The sequence below is a fragment of the Mesorhizobium sp. M1C.F.Ca.ET.210.01.1.1 genome (assembly GCF_004791585.1).
Lineage (GTDB): Bacteria > Pseudomonadota > Alphaproteobacteria > Rhizobiales > Rhizobiaceae > Mesorhizobium.
In genome coordinates this window covers 113293-128744 of record NZ_SRUU01000008.1, presented here as the reverse complement: position 1 = coordinate 128744, position 15452 = coordinate 113293, and the positions used below count along the sequence as shown (strand labels likewise).

At 61.4% G+C, this 15452-nt stretch carries 11 protein-coding genes, 2 tRNA genes and 2 pseudogenes; 13 read left to right on the top strand and 2 right to left on the bottom strand.

Features of this window, described 5'->3' with window-relative positions:
- Window positions 1-2 precede the first annotated feature (2 nt).
- From EN853_RS11600 to EN853_RS11575, 5 genes and pseudogenes are all read left to right on the top strand, one after another.
- Window positions 3-563, top strand: a complete 561-nt coding sequence (locus tag EN853_RS11600; RefSeq protein WP_167524447.1) for an ATP-binding protein — start codon at window positions 3-5, stop codon at window positions 561-563.
- Window positions 564-581: 18 nt separating this feature from the next.
- Window positions 582-920: a hypothetical protein gene (locus EN853_RS11595; RefSeq protein ID WP_125005859.1), complete on the top strand. Its 339-nt coding sequence runs from the start codon at window positions 582-584 to the stop codon at window positions 918-920.
- A gap of 273 nt (window positions 921-1193) precedes the next feature.
- Window positions 1194-2199 (top strand): annotated as a pseudogene (locus EN853_RS11585) (efflux RND transporter periplasmic adaptor subunit).
- A gap of 6 nt (window positions 2200-2205) precedes the next feature.
- Entirely contained in the window at window positions 2206-3447 is a 1242-nt protein-coding gene (locus EN853_RS11580) for an ABC transporter permease (RefSeq protein WP_127859890.1), read from the top strand.
- On the top strand, window positions 3444-4115 hold the full coding sequence (locus EN853_RS11575) for an ABC transporter ATP-binding protein (protein ID WP_127859891.1): 672 nt from the start codon (window positions 3444-3446) through the stop codon (window positions 4113-4115). Before EN853_RS11580 ends, EN853_RS11575 begins: the two co-directional genes overlap by 4 nt.
- A gap of 125 nt (window positions 4116-4240) precedes the next feature.
- Here the strand turns inward: EN853_RS11575 and EN853_RS11570 are convergent, their stop codons facing one another.
- A complete protein-coding gene (locus EN853_RS11570; protein ID WP_127859892.1) occupies window positions 4241-4822 on the bottom strand; it encodes an NAD(P)H-dependent oxidoreductase in 582 nt (193 codons plus the stop codon).
- 109 nt (window positions 4823-4931) lie between these two features.
- Here EN853_RS11570 and EN853_RS11565 point away from each other — a divergent pair.
- Window positions 4932-5927: pseudogene (locus EN853_RS11565) on the top strand (SPFH domain-containing protein); the annotation flags it as partial.
- A gap of 548 nt (window positions 5928-6475) precedes the next feature.
- Here the strand turns inward: EN853_RS11565 and EN853_RS11560 are convergent.
- Window positions 6476-6550 (bottom strand) — tRNA-Asn (locus tag EN853_RS11560).
- A gap of 217 nt (window positions 6551-6767) precedes the next feature.
- On the opposite strand from EN853_RS11560, the gene EN853_RS11555 reads away from it, so the two are divergent.
- From EN853_RS11555 to EN853_RS11525, 7 genes are all read left to right on the top strand, one after another.
- Window positions 6768-7028, top strand: a complete 261-nt coding sequence (locus EN853_RS11555) for a PGPGW domain-containing protein (protein WP_127859893.1) — start codon at window positions 6768-6770, stop codon at window positions 7026-7028.
- A 173-nt stretch (window positions 7029-7201) separates the two neighbouring features.
- A tRNA-Cys gene (locus tag EN853_RS11550) sits at window positions 7202-7275 on the top strand.
- A gap of 125 nt (window positions 7276-7400) precedes the next feature.
- The gene (locus EN853_RS11545) at window positions 7401-8075 is read left to right on the top strand and encodes a protein-L-isoaspartate O-methyltransferase (protein WP_127859894.1); all 675 of its coding nucleotides are present in this window, start codon (window positions 7401-7403) and stop codon (window positions 8073-8075) included.
- Window positions 8076-8255: 180 nt separating this feature from the next.
- A complete protein-coding gene (locus tag EN853_RS11540) occupies window positions 8256-9635 on the top strand; it encodes a TolC family outer membrane protein (protein WP_127859895.1) in 1380 nt (459 codons plus the stop codon).
- 238 nt (window positions 9636-9873) lie between these two features.
- Window positions 9874-10671 (top strand): PopZ family protein, encoded by a 798-nt coding sequence (locus EN853_RS11535; RefSeq protein WP_127859896.1) that lies wholly within the window; start codon window positions 9874-9876, stop codon window positions 10669-10671.
- Window positions 10672-10886: 215 nt separating this feature from the next.
- Complete coding sequence (locus EN853_RS11530; protein WP_127859897.1) at window positions 10887-13670, top strand: valine--tRNA ligase; 2784 nt, start codon at window positions 10887-10889, stop codon at window positions 13668-13670.
- Between the two features lie 359 nt (window positions 13671-14029).
- Window positions 14030-15259 carry an OmpP1/FadL family transporter gene (locus tag EN853_RS11525; RefSeq protein ID WP_127859898.1) on the top strand — a complete coding sequence of 410 codons (1230 nt, stop codon included), beginning with the start codon at window positions 14030-14032 and terminating at the stop codon, window positions 15257-15259.
- Window positions 15260-15452: the final 193 nt, after the last annotated feature.

Here is a 15452-nt window from a genome sequence, read left to right as displayed (position 1 = left end):
AAATGACGGCGTTGTTCGGTACCCCTGACATCGCAATCGGGATGAAGGAGAGTGTCAGTCGCGTGCGGCTGTTCGACGGACCTCTCGACTTGAGTTGGCGTCATTGTGCCACGACCTCGGACTTCATCGCCGATCTTTTCGCATTGCGCTTTCAGTCGTCCCGCAACGACTACATGGAAGTGCGGCACAGCATCGGATATCTGGCCAACGAACTCATCGAAAATGCCGTCAAGTTTCGCGCGCCGGGGGAGATCGTGATCGAGGCGTCGATGGATTCGGAGTGCTTCAAGCTCAAGGTGTCGAATGACGTCGATGGTGAAAACGCGACCGAGTTCCAAAGCCTCCTAGCGGACATCACGGCTGGAGACCCCAAGGACCTGTTGATACAGCGAATTGAAGCGAATGCCGCGAACCCCGACGCGGGGCGCTCGGGGCTCGGATTGCTGACGTTGATGAGCGACTACGGCGCACGGCTGGCCTGGATATTCAGTTCCGCCGACGAAAACGATCGGATTAGCCTAGAGACATATGCCTCCATACCGATCTCGCAAACTAACAACTAGAAGAAACGAAGCCAGATTATGGAAATCAAGACCGACGACTACCGCGTGTGGACTGAGGGAAGCGACATATTCTTCGACGGTGCAATGCGGCTGGCCAGTTCCGAGGCCGGTGCGCCGATCACGGCTTTGGCGACCAGTGTTCTTGCCTCAAATCCCGCCTCCATTACGCTCAATTTGAAGGACCTTCACTTTCTCAACTCTTCCGGCATCAACCTGCTGGCGAAATTCACCATCGAGGTGCGCAAGCATCCCGATGTCCGACTCGTCGTGCGGGGAACGCCCGACATCCCCTGGCAATCGAAATCATTGCCGAATCTGAAGAAGCTGCATCCCGCACTGGTGCTTTTGATGGACTGACCCTTCAAGCCAATCGAAATTTTCTGGGAACAAGGCTTTGATCGAGATGGGTAGATCGAGCGCTTTGTCCTTGAGCCCGGTTCCAGCACAATGACCGACGCTTGCCCGGAAGATGAGGGCTACAGGCGAACAGCCGCCCCGCCTCTGTTCTGGTGTGATGCCGAGTAGGTTTGCCCTTGGCGTCCGTCACAGTCATCGTGCAATGCTTGATGGACTTGGCGGCCTTCATCATTTCGGCGCTCATTTTGGCGTCCGGCATCAAGGGAGCGCTCCATGCGGGTGAGAGGCTCGATTGCGGGAATTGTCGTTGTAGCGGCCGTGATTGGCGGTACAGCCTGGTATCTGATGCGGGCGACGCCTGTCTCAATCGTGACGCCCTGGCGCGGAGACGCCGCTGAGATCGTCTATGCCAGCGGCTCGGTCGAGCCGAATAGCTGGGCCAAGGTGGCCCCGGTTGTGCGCGAGAGGATCGTGGAGCAATGCAATTGCGAAGGCGCAAGGGTCGCGCGGGGCGACGTGCTCGCCCGGCTCGACGACAGCGAGGTCCGCGCCGTGCTGGGAGAGCTTGAAGCAAGGCGGGCCCTTGCGGAGCAGGAGTTTCAACGCCAAACCGTGCTTGCTGAGAAGAATGCGGCGAGCCAGCAGGCTCTCGATCGTGCGCAGAGCGAGTTGTCCCAGATCGAGGCGCTCGTAGCCGGGCAGAAGGCACGTCTGGAGACCTATGTCTTGCGCGCCGAGCCCTGGCGTCGTGCTGAGGCAGGATGGCAAGGTGGGAGAGGTGGCCGAACTCGGCACGGTGCTGTTCTGGGTCGGCGAGCCGAAGCCGCTGCTCGTGGTCGCAGAGGTCAACGAAGAGGATATCCCGCGGGTCGAGGTCGGCCAGCGCACGCTCCTCAGGGCCGATGCCTTTCCCGGACAGAATCTGGAAGCCGTCGTCGATCGTATCACACCCAAGGGCGATCCGGTGACGAAGACCTATCGCGTCTATTTCCGGCTGCCGGACGATACGCCGCTCAGGATCGGCATGTCGACGGACGTGAACATCGTCATCCGCGTCTCGAAGAATGTCCTGCTGGTTCCGTCGGCGGCAATCGAAGGCAACAATGTCTACGTGGTCGAGGGCGAGGTGACGCGGCGGCGCGAAATCCGCACCGGCATTCGCGGCACCAACGGCATCGAGGTCCTGTCGGGCATCGATGCGCGGGCACAAGTCATCTCGCCTTACCCGACCGGGCTTACTGACGGCGCGCGGGTTAAGGTCGCGGCAGTGCAGAAGTGAGGTCCGATGCGGCTTATTCTCGACATCGCCATCACACACATCGCCGGCCGAGGCAGGCAAACGCTCGTTGCCGTGTTGGGCGTCGCCGTGGGCGTCGGATTCTCAATCGCCATGGCGGCGCTGATGCAAGGCGGCCAGGATGATTTCGTACGGCAACTCGTCGACACAATGCCGCATGTCGACATCACCGATGACCAACGCACCGCCCGCCGCCAGCCGGCCGAAGACGCTTTTGGCGCGGTCGCCATTTCGGGGCTTAGGCCGCGCGACGACCGCCGCGGCATCATCAATCCGACGGCCGCGACAGCGTGGCTGGCGAGTTGGATTCCTGGGCGGTTCGCGGTGAGCCTCAAGACGCAGGGCGTGATCCGCTATTCCAGCCGCGAGGTGGGCGCGGCTATCATCGGCATCGACCCTGGACACGAACCCGGCGTGTCGCCGATCGTGGAGGATTTCGTTCAAGGCAGCTTCAACGCCCTTGCGGCGGGCGGCAACAACGTGCTCGTCGGCGACACGATGGCAAAGCGACTCGGCACGGGGTTTGGCGACACGATAACCGTGGTCTCCTCGGAAGGTCTGACGCGTAGCTTCAAGATCGTCGGCCTCTTCCATACAGGAACCACCGCCCGCGACGAAGGCGAGGCATATGTGCTGTTGAAGAACGCGCAGATCCTTTCGCAGCGACCGAACGCCATCAACGAGATCCGCATCAAGCTGAACGATCCGAACCGTGCTCCCGCGGTCGCACATAGAACCGAAGCCGAACTGGGCTACAAGTCGGTGGCCTGGCAGGAAGCGAACGAGTCCATCCTCCAGGCGCTCATCATCCGCAACATCATCATGTACACCGTCGTCGGAGCGATCATGCTCGTCGCCGGCTTCGGCATCTACAACATCATTTCCACAATCACGCATGAAAAGGCGCGCGACATCGCCATCATGAAATCGCTCGGCTTCCTGGAGGCCGACATGCGCCGGATGTTCCTGCTCGAAGGCGTGGCGATCGGGAGCGCCGGCTCCGTGCTCGGCTGGCTGCTCGGCTTTTCCATGGTCTACGGCCTTTCCTTGGTGCGGTTCGAGATCGCCGCGACCGGGCAGGAGATGACGCATCTGCCGATTGCCTGGAGCGTGCTGCACTATGTCATCGCGTCCGCCTTCGCGATCGGCTCGGCCGCAGTGGCCGGGTATCTGCCGGCGCGCCGGGCGGCGCGGCAGAACCCGGTCGATATCATCAGGGGCGCGACATGAGCGTGCTGATCAAGACCGAGAAACTGACGCGCGTGCTGCCGGAGACCATTCCTGTCACCCTGGTCAAGGACGTCACGCTTTCGATCGAGGAGAGGGAATTCGTTGCCATCACCGGGCCGTCGGGCTCGGGCAAATCGTCATTGCTCTATCTGCTTGGATTGCTCGACCGTCCGACTGGCGGAAAGCTCAGTATCGGCGGCCGTGATACCGATCCGATGGACGAGCGGGAGCGCGCAGCGACGCGGCTGTCGATGCTCGGCTTCGTGTTCCAGTTCCACTTTCTTCTGCCGGAGTTCACGGCGCGCGAGAATGTCGAGATACCGATGCGCAAGCTCGGAAGGCTTGCGCGCCCCGCAATGTATGAGCGGGCCGGCGAATTGCTTGCGTCGTTGGGGCTGGCCGAGCATCTCGATAAACGGCCGGACCAGCTCTCGGGCGGTCAGCGCCAGCGTGTGGCCGTGGCCCGTTCACTGGCCAATGATCCGCCCCTGATCCTTGCTGATGAGCCTACCGGAAGCCTCGATTCGAAGAGTTCCGAACAGGTATTCGCGATCCTCGAGAATTTGGTGCGCGAACGCGGCAAGACGGTCGTTGCGGTAACGCATGACCTCGACATGGCCGGGCGCATGGATCGCCGGATCCATATCGTGGACGGCAGGATAGAGTGAAGACCATGACCCCAGGACCGACCGCTTGCTGGGTGACGGTTCAGGAGCCTTCATGCAACCAGCAGGCCTTCGCCGTTGGAGCATACCGCCCAAGGCGACTGGGATTGGCTTGGACCTTGATGTTGTCAGTCGCCCTGTTGGCCGTGCTTGCGCATATCTTCGATCCAGCGGGCTCGCTTCTTTTCGTCGGCCAAGGTGAGACCATATAGACTTTCGCGAATAGGTTTGATTCCCGCGAAGCTCAACATGCTTCGCTCGAAGGCGCGCAGCCCGTAGGCGCCAAAATACCAACGATAGAGCAGGACCGGCATCCCCATGGTGACGACGATGCGGGCCGAATGACCGGCAAGCAGTCGTTTCGGAAAACCTTCCTTTCTGTATTCCATGGCAAAGCCAGGCCTGAAGATATGTTCGAGGAAACCTTTGAAAAGCGCCGGCATGGTTCCATGCCAAAGTGGAAACAGAAAAACCCAGTGTTCGGCCCAGCGCATGTCGTCCCGCGGCTGTACAAGGGATGGCGGTAGTGCTCCGGTCTCGAAATCCGCTTGTGTGCGCATGAGTGGAAACTCGAGCTTTCCGACTTCGATGCGACGAACCTCATGCCCCGCTGCTTTGGCGGCTTCGGCATAAGCGTCTGCCATCGCGTGCAGCAAGCGATGGCCATCGGGATCCGGATGGCCTTGGATGATCGCGATCCGCTTGGTCATTTGTCACGTCCTACGCGCTTTATTCCTAGCGCGTTCCCGCAAAACACCTCTTTGATCTCGCGCAAGTTCCCAAGGAGATCACGCTATCGGCCTCATTCGTGGCCTGGTCGAGCAGTTTGGCGAACACAGGCTGGACGAGAACCTGTCTGAAGTGTCGTTGATCACCAAGGATGCGTTCGAGCCTGTGCTGCCGCTCTCCGTGGTCGTGCATATCGACTATATGAAGGCGCCGCTCGTGGTGCAGCGTTTCGGTGACATCAAGCGGCTGGTCGAACAAACGCTCGATCCGATGGTTTCTGCTTACTTCAAGAATATCGCCCAGACAAAGACGCTGATCCAGCTCTTGCAGGAGCGCAGCGATATCCAGCGTAAATCGGGCGAGGAGATGCGCGAGAAATTCAATTCCTACAGCCTCGAGTTGCAGGAAGTGTTGATTGGTACGCCCCGTGCCGCCAATGACCAGAACAGCATAGAGCAGATCCTGATCCAGCTGCGCGAGCGCCAGATCGCAGTCGAAAAGGTCGAGACTTACAAATTGCAGGAGAGGGCGGCCATTCAGGAACGCACGTTGCGTGAGAAGCAGGCCCTGGCCGAACAGCAAGCCAAGATCACGACGTCGGCACTTACCATCGAGATCAGTGAGAACGAGGGCAAGGCGCAACTCGCCCGCACCCGCCAAGAGGCGGAAACCATTCAGGTCACTGCCAAGGCAGAGGCCGAGAAGGTGCGGGTCGGCGGCCAGGGCGAGGCCGACATGATCAAGGCTATTGCGCTTGCCGATGCCGAACGCATCAAGGCGACCGGTTTTGCGGATGCCGAGAAGGTGCGCGCCATCGGTCGGGCGGAGGCCGAGGCCACCGAAAAGAAGGTCGCGGCTTTCGGCGGCCCGGACTATCAGCTCAACTCGCAGGTCCTCATGCGCTTCGCCGAGGCGGTCGAGAATGGCAGGCTGCCGATCGTGCCGCAGATCCAGATCGGCGCCAGCGGTGGCGAGAAGGGGGCCGCCAATGGCCTTGTCGAGATGATGCTTTCGATGATCGTTGCCGACCGGGTTGGACGGCAGGCCCCACCGGATGCGATCCCGGCACCCGATGAGGAGGATTGATCGGCGGTGGAGGCCGCAAACGACAAGCTGCTGGTTGCAGTTTCGTCCGTGACGCCGCCACCGGCTCACGCAGGCCTCGCCGAACTGACTCGCGATCCTTCGTGGAAGGGCGAATGGCGTGCCATCGCTGGCCGACGCCAAGGGCGTCAGCAGCCCGCTGCCTCACGGTGACGGGCTTTCCATTTACGCACACAGGAACAAACAGCGCGGCTATGCGGTTTTGGCGGAAGGGAGAACGCCGATGTCAAGCCAAGCCAAACAACGACCGCAGCCGACGAAGCCAGGTCCTAAGAAGGCACATGTCGCCCCTAAGGACAAAGACGCGCCGGAGCCAGAGCATATCGATCCGCCACCGCGGGATGCGCGAGAGGCGCCGGCACCAAATCCCAATGGCGACAGGAAGTCGTGAAATCGGCTGGTGAGGATGGGCGGCTGTTATGTGGCCGGATTTCGTATGAATCACGCAAACAGTCGAGCCGAGCGTACCTATACCGCACCAATCGCCAAAAATGAGCGATTTTGCATGTTCGGCAAGTGCTTGGAAATGTTGGCTCCCCGGGCCGGATTCGAACCAGCGACCAACCGGTTAACAGCCGGTTGCTCTACCACTGAGCTACCGGGGAACGGAGGCTCTGACGTGAGTGGCGCAGCCTATAGCAAACACCTTTCGGCTTTGCAAAGCAGCAATTCGTAATTTTTCTCCAGTTTTTCGTGCGGCCATTTGTGGCATCGTTTCTGCGTGCCTACATATGAACGGGTTCACACTGGCACGGAACAAAGTGGCCGGCTGTCGCCTTTGGTAGCGATGGCTTCAACTGCGCGGATGGGATCCGGTCTTGAATGACGGCAACTGACGACAATAACGACCCGCCGCGGAAGATCACGGTCTTCGGCCGCGAGTTCACGATGCCGCGCTCGCGGGGATTGCGGATCGCGATCGGCATGCTGCTCATCGTCGGCGGAATTCTGGGCTTCCTGCCGGTTCTCGGCTTCTGGATGATTCCGCTGGGCCTGCTGGTCCTGTCCTATGAATTCGCGCTGGTGCGCCGCCACAGGCGGCGCTTCGTCGTCTGGTGGCAACGCCGGCGCCGGCCGGATTGAGAGCTTGCCAGGAGGGCAGGCGGGCTCCGGCAACGCCGTCGGGATCGGCCGCAAGCGATTGGCAACCACTGTCTCCGATGACCAAGGGGAAAGCGTCGGGAATGAATCGCCGGCGCTTGACGACCTTTCACCGCCAACATAATGAGTTCGCTCGGAACGCCGGGAGCATGGAAGGCCTCGTGGCGGAGTGGTTACGCAGAGGACTGCAAATCCTTGCACCCCGGTTCGATTCCGGGCGAGGCCTCCAAATGCCCGGGCTTCGGCGCAGTTGCGCAGGAGCGTCACGTTTCAGTCGAATTGGCCGCGAACATGGCCCGGGGACGGGAATGGGCGCGGAAAACGAATTGGCGCGGGATGCGGGTTGGTTGGGACATGAACGCTGATTTCTCCGAACGCCGCGTGAAGATGGTCGATGGCCAGGTCCGCACCACCGACGTGACCAGCGCGTCGCTCATCGAAGCCATGCTTTCCGTGCCGCGCGAAGCCTTTGTCGGCAACGGCCAGCGCGATCTCGCCTACATCGACGAGGACATCCGCATTTCCGACGGTGCCAATGGCAGCGGCGCCCGTTACCTGATGGAGCCGTCGCCGCTCGCCAAGCTTCTGCAACTGGCTGAGATCGCCGACAGCGATTCGGTGCTCGATGTCGGCTGCGGCACCGGTTATTCGGCTGCCCTGCTTTCCCGAATCGCAAGATCGGTGGTTGCGCTGGAAAGCGATCCGGCGCTGGCGGAAGCCGCCAAGTCGACGCTTTCGACACTGGGCTGCCACAATGTGACGGTGGTGACCGGGTCGCTGCCGCAAGGTCATGCCGCCAAGGCGCCCTATAACGTCATCTTCATCGGCGGCAGCGTCGAGGAGGTGCCGGCGGCATTGCTCGACCAGCTCGCCGAGGACGGGCGCCTGGTTGCAGTAGAGGGGCAGGGCAACTCTGGCGTGGCCCGGCTATTTTTTAAGGCAGGGGGGGTTGTAACCGGAAGACGGGCATTTAATGCGGCAATTAAGCCACTACCGGGATTTGAACGCATCCACGCGTTCGAATTTTGAGCGGATTTGCCTTGCAGTGAAGGCGCCGTCATGATCGTTTTCGCCTGAACAATCGTTGCTGATTGCTAAACCGGGGATTCGGGCGCTGTCAGCGGGGGAACGAGAAGTAGCGCGGTGTTGGCTGATCCGAAAGGGTGGGCTGGCGCGGCGTGGTTCCCATGAAACGAATGAGGAAATAACGTGCCGCCAGTACGTAAGACCATTTTAGCAGCTACGCTCATTTCCGCGACCGCGCTGTCGCCGCTAGCCGCATCCGCCGAGACCATCACCGGCGCGCTCGCAAAGGCCTATCAATACAATTCCCAGCTGAACTCCGCCCGCGCCGGCGTGCGGGTCACCGATGAAGGCGTGGCGATCGCCAAGTCGGGCTGGCGCCCGACGGTTACCGGTTCGGGCAGCATCGACTACACCAACACGCACGGCCAGGGCATCAGCAGAAGAATAACGACGGGCAGCTTCGGCATCCAGATCAACCAGACGCTGTTTGACGGGTTTCAGACCAAGAACAATGTCGCCGCCGCCGAATCGCAGGTGCAGGCTTCGGTTGAAAGCCTGCGCAACACCGAAGAGAACATCCTGTTCAACGCGGCAAGCGCCTATATGGATGTGATTCGCGATCGCCAGATCGCGGTGCTGACCGAACAGAATTTGCAGTTCCTGACCGAGCAGGCGCGCGCCGCTCGATCGCGCTTCGAAGTCGGCGAAGGCACCCGCACCGATGTCGCGCAGGCCGATGCCTCGCGAGCCACGGCGGTGGCCCAGCTTAGCGCCGCCCGCGCGACGGCGCTGGCCAGTGCCGCGACCTATCACCAGATCGTCGGCGACGAGCCGGGCAAGCTCAAGGCGGCCGCGCCGGTGGGCAAGTTGTTGCCGGCGAGCATCGATTCGGCCTTCACCATTGCCGCCGCCGAGCATCCGGCCATTCTCGCCACCTCACATCTCGTCGATGCTGCGGCGTTTTCCGTGAAATCAGCGGAAGGCGCGCTGCTGCCGCAGGTTTCAGCTTCCGCAGGCGTTTCGGACAACTACAGCCACTCGGTTCCCGATATCACAGGCTCCAACGGCAGTTCGACTTCGGCCAATATCGGCGCGACGCTGACCATTCCGATCTATTCCGGCGGCCGGACGTCCGCGATCGTGCGGCAGAACAAGGAATCACTCAGCCAGGCTCGCATCGAGGTCGACGTCAGCCGCGACCAGGTGCGCCAGGCTGTGGCCTCGGCATGGACGCAATACACCGCCGCAGGCCAGAGCGTGGACGCCAATCGCCAGGTGATCGCCGCCGCGCAGCTCGCGCTCAACGGCGTCATCGAGGAACGCAATGTCGGTCAGCGCACGACGCTGGACGTGCTCAATGCGCAGAACGCGGTCATCACCGCCAAGATCAACCAGGCGAATTCGGAGCACGACGTCGTCGTGGCGAGCTACGCCATCCTGTCGGCGATCGGCCGCCTGTCGGTCGAACGGCTAGGCCTGCCGGTCACGAAATACAAGCCGGAAGAGCACTACAACGCCGTCAAGGACAAGTGGATCGGGCTGCGCACGCCGGACGGCCGCTGATTCTTTTGCGAGCTGCCAAAAAGCGCCGCGTATCCGATGGATGCGCGGCGCTTTTGTATTGGCGAGACAACGGGTTGGCGGCTGGCGGCGGAGCCAGCTAATCTGTTGAAATCCAACGTCTCCCCAGATTGGGGATTCTCGGATGACGATCGGTCGGTTACGCTGTCGCCATTGATTCGAATTCCGGCCCAGCCGGAATGGAAATCGGCAACGGGTCACAAAGGCGGCGGATGTGACGATGGCGACGGCAAGCAGCGCGCAGCGCGAACCTTCCATGGAAGAGATACTTGCTTCCATCCGAAGGATCATCGAGGACAGCGACACAGGGCGCAAGCAGCCGGCGGCCGACAGCGCTGATTTGCGCCAGGACCTGCAGCCGCCAGCGCCGACGGGCGAGGTCGACCCTTTCCGTTCCGAGCTGAACGAGGAGTCCGTCCCCAGGAAGCCGGTGACCCTGGCGGAAGTACAAGCCCAGCTCGCGGCGTCCGATCCTGCAGCCGCGCGCGTCGAGACGCGTCCCGAACCCATAAAGACCCCGCCTGCGCCCAGCACTCTGGCCGAAGTCGCGGCCAGGGTCGCCGCCGAGCCGGACACACAGGCCGCGGCGGCAAGCGCGCCGCAAAGCGCCGATACCATCGTCGCCGATTGGCGGCGCGAGATCGCCGCCGTTGGAGGAAGCTCGGTCAAGGCAAAGATGACCGAGCGCCCGGTGGAAACTGTGCCCGAGGTCGAGATCGACGAAGAGGTGCCTGCCGCGCCGACTGCCGAAGCGGCGGTGCCAGGAACCGTTTCCGCGCCAGCCGACTTGCCGCCAGCCCGCCCGGCGATCCTGTCCGAGCATGCTGGCCGTCAGGTCGCGGCGGCGTTCGGCGAGCTTTCCGATGCCTTCGCCAGCCGCAGCAAGAAGACCTTCGACGAGATGGCGGAAGAGATGCTGCGGCCGATGCTTCAGGACTGGCTCGACAACAACCTGCCGACGCTGGTCGAGCGCCTGGTGCGCGAGGAGATCGAGCGCGTGGCGCGCGGAGCGCAGTGATTTCGCCCGATCGTTCAGACTGAAAAGCGCCGCCATCGGGCGGCGTTTTTGTTGGCAGGAAATGAGGCCGCAGGATCGTTCGCGATGAGGGTGGGCTTGCCGGCGACCATGGCAAGCCTATCTGGGCGGGGCAGGTCTGTCCTTCTCGCGGTTGACTCGGCCAAGAGCTTCCGATTTACACCGGACGCTTGTTCCCGACAGTTCGGACTTCCTCCATGCTTGATAAAACCTACGACGCCAAGACCGTCGAGCCGAAGATCGCCAAAATCTGGGAGGAGGCGGACGCGTTCCGCGCCGGCGCCGGCGCGGAGGAAGGGGCAGAGGCCTTCACCATCGTCATCCCGCCGCCGAACGTCACCGGCTCGCTGCATATGGGCCATGCGCTCAACAACACGCTGCAGGACATCCTGGTGCGCTTCGAGCGCATGCGCGGCAAGAATGTGCTGTGGCAGCCCGGCATGGACCATGCCGGCATCGCCACGCAGATGGTGGTCGAACGCCAGCTCATGGAGAAGCAGATCCACCGCCGCGACCTGACGCGCGAGGCATTCATCGAGAAGGTCTGGGAGTGGAAGGCGGAATCTGGTGGCGCGATCTTCAACCAGCTGAAGCGGCTCGGTGCCTCGGCCGACTGGAGCCGCGAGCGTTTCACCATGGACGAAGGCCTGTCCAAGGCGGTGCTGGAGGTTTTCGTCACCCTCTACAAGGAGGGCCTGATCTACAAGGACAAGCGCCTTGTGAACTGGGATCCGAAGCTGTTGACGGCCATTTCCGACCTCGAGGTCGAGCAGCACGAGGTCAACGGCAATCTCTGGCATTTCCGCTACCCGGTCGAAGGCGCGGCGTTCGATCCCGAGAACCCGAAGACGTTCATCACCGTCGCCACGACGCGTCCCGAAACGATGCTCGGCGACACGGCGGTTGCCGTACATCCCGACGACGAGCGGTTCCGCAGCCTTGTCGGCAAGAACGTCATCCTGCCGATCGTCGGCCGGCGGATTCCTGTCGTGGCCGACGAATATTCGGATCCTGAGAAGGGCTCGGGCGCGGTCAAGATCACGCCGGCGCATGACTTCAACGACTTCGAGGTCGGCAAGCGCCACAAGCTGCCGGCCATCAACATCCTGACCGTCGAAGCCGCCGTCAAGCTCAAGGACAATGAGGACTTCCTCGCCGGTCTCGAAGTGACGCCGGAGCGCCAGGCCGTCTGGGATGAGCTTGACGGGCTGGACCGCTTCGTCGCACGCAAGAAGATCGTTGAGCTGATGGAAGCAGGCGGATTCCTGGAGAAGGTCGAGCCGCATCGCCACGCAGTGCCGCATGGCGACCGCGGCGGCGTGCCGATCGAACCGTTCCTGACCGACCAGTGGTATGTCAACGCGGGCGAGCTCGCCAAGCCGGCCATCGCCTCGGTGCGCGAGGGCCGTACCAACTTCGTGCCGAAGAACTGGGAGAAGACCTATTTCGACTGGATGGAGAACATCCAGCCCTGGTGCATCTCGCGGCAATTGTGGTGGGGCCACCAGATCCCGGCCTGGTACGGGCCGGACGGCCGCGTCTTCGTCGAGAAGACCGAGGAGGAGGCGCTTGCCGCGGCAATCGAATATTATCTGGCGCTGGAAGGGCCGTGGAAGGCCTGGGTCGAGGACAAGCTGGAGAATTTCCAGCCGGGCGAGATCCTGACGCGCGACGAGGACGTTCTCGATACCTGGTTCTCCTCGGCGCTGTGGCCGTTCTCGACGCTTGGCTGGCCCGACCAGACGCCCGAGCTGAAGACCTATTACCAGACCGACGTGCTGGTGACCGGCTTCGACATCATCTTCTTCTGGGTCGCCCGCATGATGATGATGGGCCTGCATTTCATGGACGAGGAGCCGTTCCACACGGTCTATGTCCATGCGCTTGTGCGCGACAAGAACGGGCAGAAGATGTCGAAGTCGAAAGGCAACGTCATCGATCCGCTCGACCTCATCGACGAGTATGGCGCGGACGCGCTGCGCTTCACCTTGACGGTGATGGCGGCGCAGGGGCGCGACGTGAAGCTCGATCCGGCGCGCATCGCCGGCTATCGGAATTTCGGCACCAAGCTGTGGAACGCGACGCGCTTTGCCGAGATGAACGAGGTCGCCAGGAACGACGATTTCTGGCTGAACGACGCCAAGCTTGCGGTCAACCGCTGGATCCTGACGGAACTGACGCGGGCGGCGCGCGCGGTCACCGAAGGCATCACCAGCTACCGCTTCAACGAGGCGGCGAGTGCCGCCTACCGCTTCGTGTGGAACCTGTTCTGCGATTGGTATCTTGAGCTCCTGAAGCCGGTGTTCATGGGCGCGGACGAGGCGGCCAAGGCGGAAAGCCGCGCCTGCGTCGCCTTTGTGCTCGACGAGATCTACAAGCTCCTGCATCCGATGATGCCGTTCATGACCGAGGAGCTGTGGGCGCAGACTGCGGGCGAGGGCAAGGAGCGCGCCTCGCTGCTTTGCCACGCCGCCTGGCCGTCGCCCGATTTCGAGGATGACGATGCCGCCGCCGACATCAACTGGCTGGTCGATCTCGTTTCCGGCATCCGCTCGGTGCGCTCGGAAATGAACGTGCCGCCGGCGGCGATCGCGCCCCTGGCGGTGATCGGCGCTAACGCGACGACGCGCGAGAGGCTCGAGCGCCACGATCAGGCAATCAAGCGCCTGGCCCGCATCGGTAACATATCGCTGGCGGAGACGCCGCCCAAGGGCTCGGCCCAGATCGTCCTCAACGAGGCGACAGTCTGCCTGCCGCTCGGCAGCCTGATCGATCTACAGGCCGAGGCCGCGCGCCTGCAGAAGGAACTGGCCAAGGTCACCGAGGAGATCGCCCGCTTGCACAAGAAGCTGTCGAACGAGAAGTTCGTCGCCAACGCGCCCGAAGAGGTGGTCGAGGCCGAGCGCGAAAAGCTTGCCGAATATCGCGAGGCGCAGGAGAAGCTCTCGGTCGCCCTCACCAGGGTTCGCGATGCCGGCTGAGGGCAAGATTCGCAAGCTTTAGGAGCTGCTTAAAGGCCGTTCCGTTGCCTCGAAAACAGGCATTCCGCAGCGTTAATTTTGACGTAAACGGAAAGTTTCGGCCCCATTGTTGCCATAATGTAACAATGGGCCCATTCCCCTCAAAATCGCCCGTTTTGGCACCGTTTTGGGCAGGTTTTACAATTTTTTCTCAACGTTCGATGGCGGTTCAGGCACTTTTTGAGCTCAATTTCGGGTCGCTGAGCATGACGAAAATACGAGCTGTCAAGGTGTACATGTACAGCCCACGAATTCGTTGTTGCGCCGTTAACCTGAATTGGTTCTAGCTTGACCCACTCGTATTTCGGGGAGGGATTTTCATGGATATTCTGCGGCTCAAAGCACTGCTGGGGGCAGGGTGCTTTTCGCTGGCTCTTATCGGTGCGGCAATGCATCCGGCGCATGCCGGCGGCCTTGAGCGCGGCGGCTACGACATCGACCTGCTGTTCGATCCGGCGCCTTTCGCCACGGAAGCGGAAGCGACTTACGTGATGCCGAACCGTAAGCTTAAGAACGCGGTGGATACCAGCGGTGCCGGTCTTACAGTCAGCAGCACAGCGAACGACAGTGAGAACTACTGGGTGCCGCGCATCGGTGCGAAGGCTCAGATCGTCCAAGGCGTCGACTGTATGGTCGATTATTCGCAGCCTTGGGGTGCGCATACCGCCCCCGGCATCTGGAACGGCTCGTACTCAAACATCGAAACCGATATTAAGAGCAACAACTATGCCGCGACCTGCTCCTATAAAATGGACGCTGGCAAGGGTCAGCTTCGCTTTATCGGTGGCGTCTTCTACCAGGAAGTCTACGGCTTCAAGGAAAGCTATGCGAGCCCATTCCTGGGTACAACAATTGGCCGCGTGGATCTGGACAGCAGCGGCTGGGGATGGCGTGCGGGCATCGCTTATGAAATCCCGGATATCGCGCTGCGCGCCAGCCTCGTCTACAACTCTCAGGTAAAGCTGGACAATATCGACGGCACGTTGAACGTCGGTGGTGTTGTTACCAACATTTATGCCCCAACGCAGTCCATGCCCGATTCACTGGAACTAAAACTGCAATCCGGTATCGCGCCAGGTTGGCTTGCCTTCGGTTCGATCAAATGGGTGAATTGGAGCGTTCTGCAGATTGTTCCGATTTGTACGGATGCCTCGAAGGCGTTCGGCTTCGCATGTAACAGCGGGGTGACGAATCCACTCATCCGGCCAACGTCGCTTGATTTGATGTATCGCGACGGCTGGACCGTTTCCGGCGGTATCGGTCACAAGTTCAACGATCAGTGGAGCGCCGCTGGTCAGTTGACGTGGGATCGCGGCACCTCGCATGGTTATGGCTCGCAAACCGATACATGGACGCTCGGCGGCGGCGTTGCCTATACCCCGAAGCCGAACATCGAATTGCGCTTGGCTGGCGCCATTGGCGTTATGACCAGCGGCCATTCCGGTACTCTGACCGACGAGAACGGGTATACGGCCGGCACCGACGTCAGCTACGACTTCGGCAACGATCTGGTCACCGCGATTTCGGGCGGCGTAAAGATCAAGTTCTAGGATTCCGCAGATTTCTAGAAAAAAGGCCGGGCAATGCCCGGCCTTTTTCGTTGTGCAATCAACCGCCTGGCCCGATCGGCCGATGCTACGTTGCAAATTCGCGTCACAAACCGTGCCCTTCACGATTGTGACGTTTTAGCAACAGTTTATGAACAACCCCTGCGCTAGAAGTCAGGTCGAGGGAACTGCCCAT

Coding starts and splice junctions, on each gene's coding strand:
- EN853_RS11525 (WP_127859898.1), top strand. CDS start 14,030: ATGGATATTCTGCGGCTCAAAGCACTGCTGGGGGCAGGGTGCTTTTCG.
- EN853_RS11570 (WP_127859892.1), bottom strand. CDS start 4,822: ATGACCAAGCGGATCGCGATCATCCAAGGCCATCCGGATCCCGATGGC.
- EN853_RS11600 (WP_167524447.1), top strand. CDS start 3: ATGACGGCGTTGTTCGGTACCCCTGACATCGCAATCGGGATGAAGGAG.
- EN853_RS11580 (WP_127859890.1), top strand. CDS start 2,206: ATGCGGCTTATTCTCGACATCGCCATCACACACATCGCCGGCCGAGGC.
- EN853_RS11535 (WP_127859896.1), top strand. CDS start 9,874: ATGGCGACGGCAAGCAGCGCGCAGCGCGAACCTTCCATGGAAGAGATA.
- EN853_RS11595 (WP_125005859.1), top strand. CDS start 582: ATGGAAATCAAGACCGACGACTACCGCGTGTGGACTGAGGGAAGCGAC.
- EN853_RS11545 (WP_127859894.1), top strand. CDS start 7,401: ATGAACGCTGATTTCTCCGAACGCCGCGTGAAGATGGTCGATGGCCAG.
- EN853_RS11575 (WP_127859891.1), top strand. CDS start 3,444: ATGAGCGTGCTGATCAAGACCGAGAAACTGACGCGCGTGCTGCCGGAG.
- EN853_RS11555 (WP_127859893.1), top strand. CDS start 6,768: ATGACGGCAACTGACGACAATAACGACCCGCCGCGGAAGATCACGGTC.
- EN853_RS11530 (WP_127859897.1), top strand. CDS start 10,887: ATGCTTGATAAAACCTACGACGCCAAGACCGTCGAGCCGAAGATCGCC.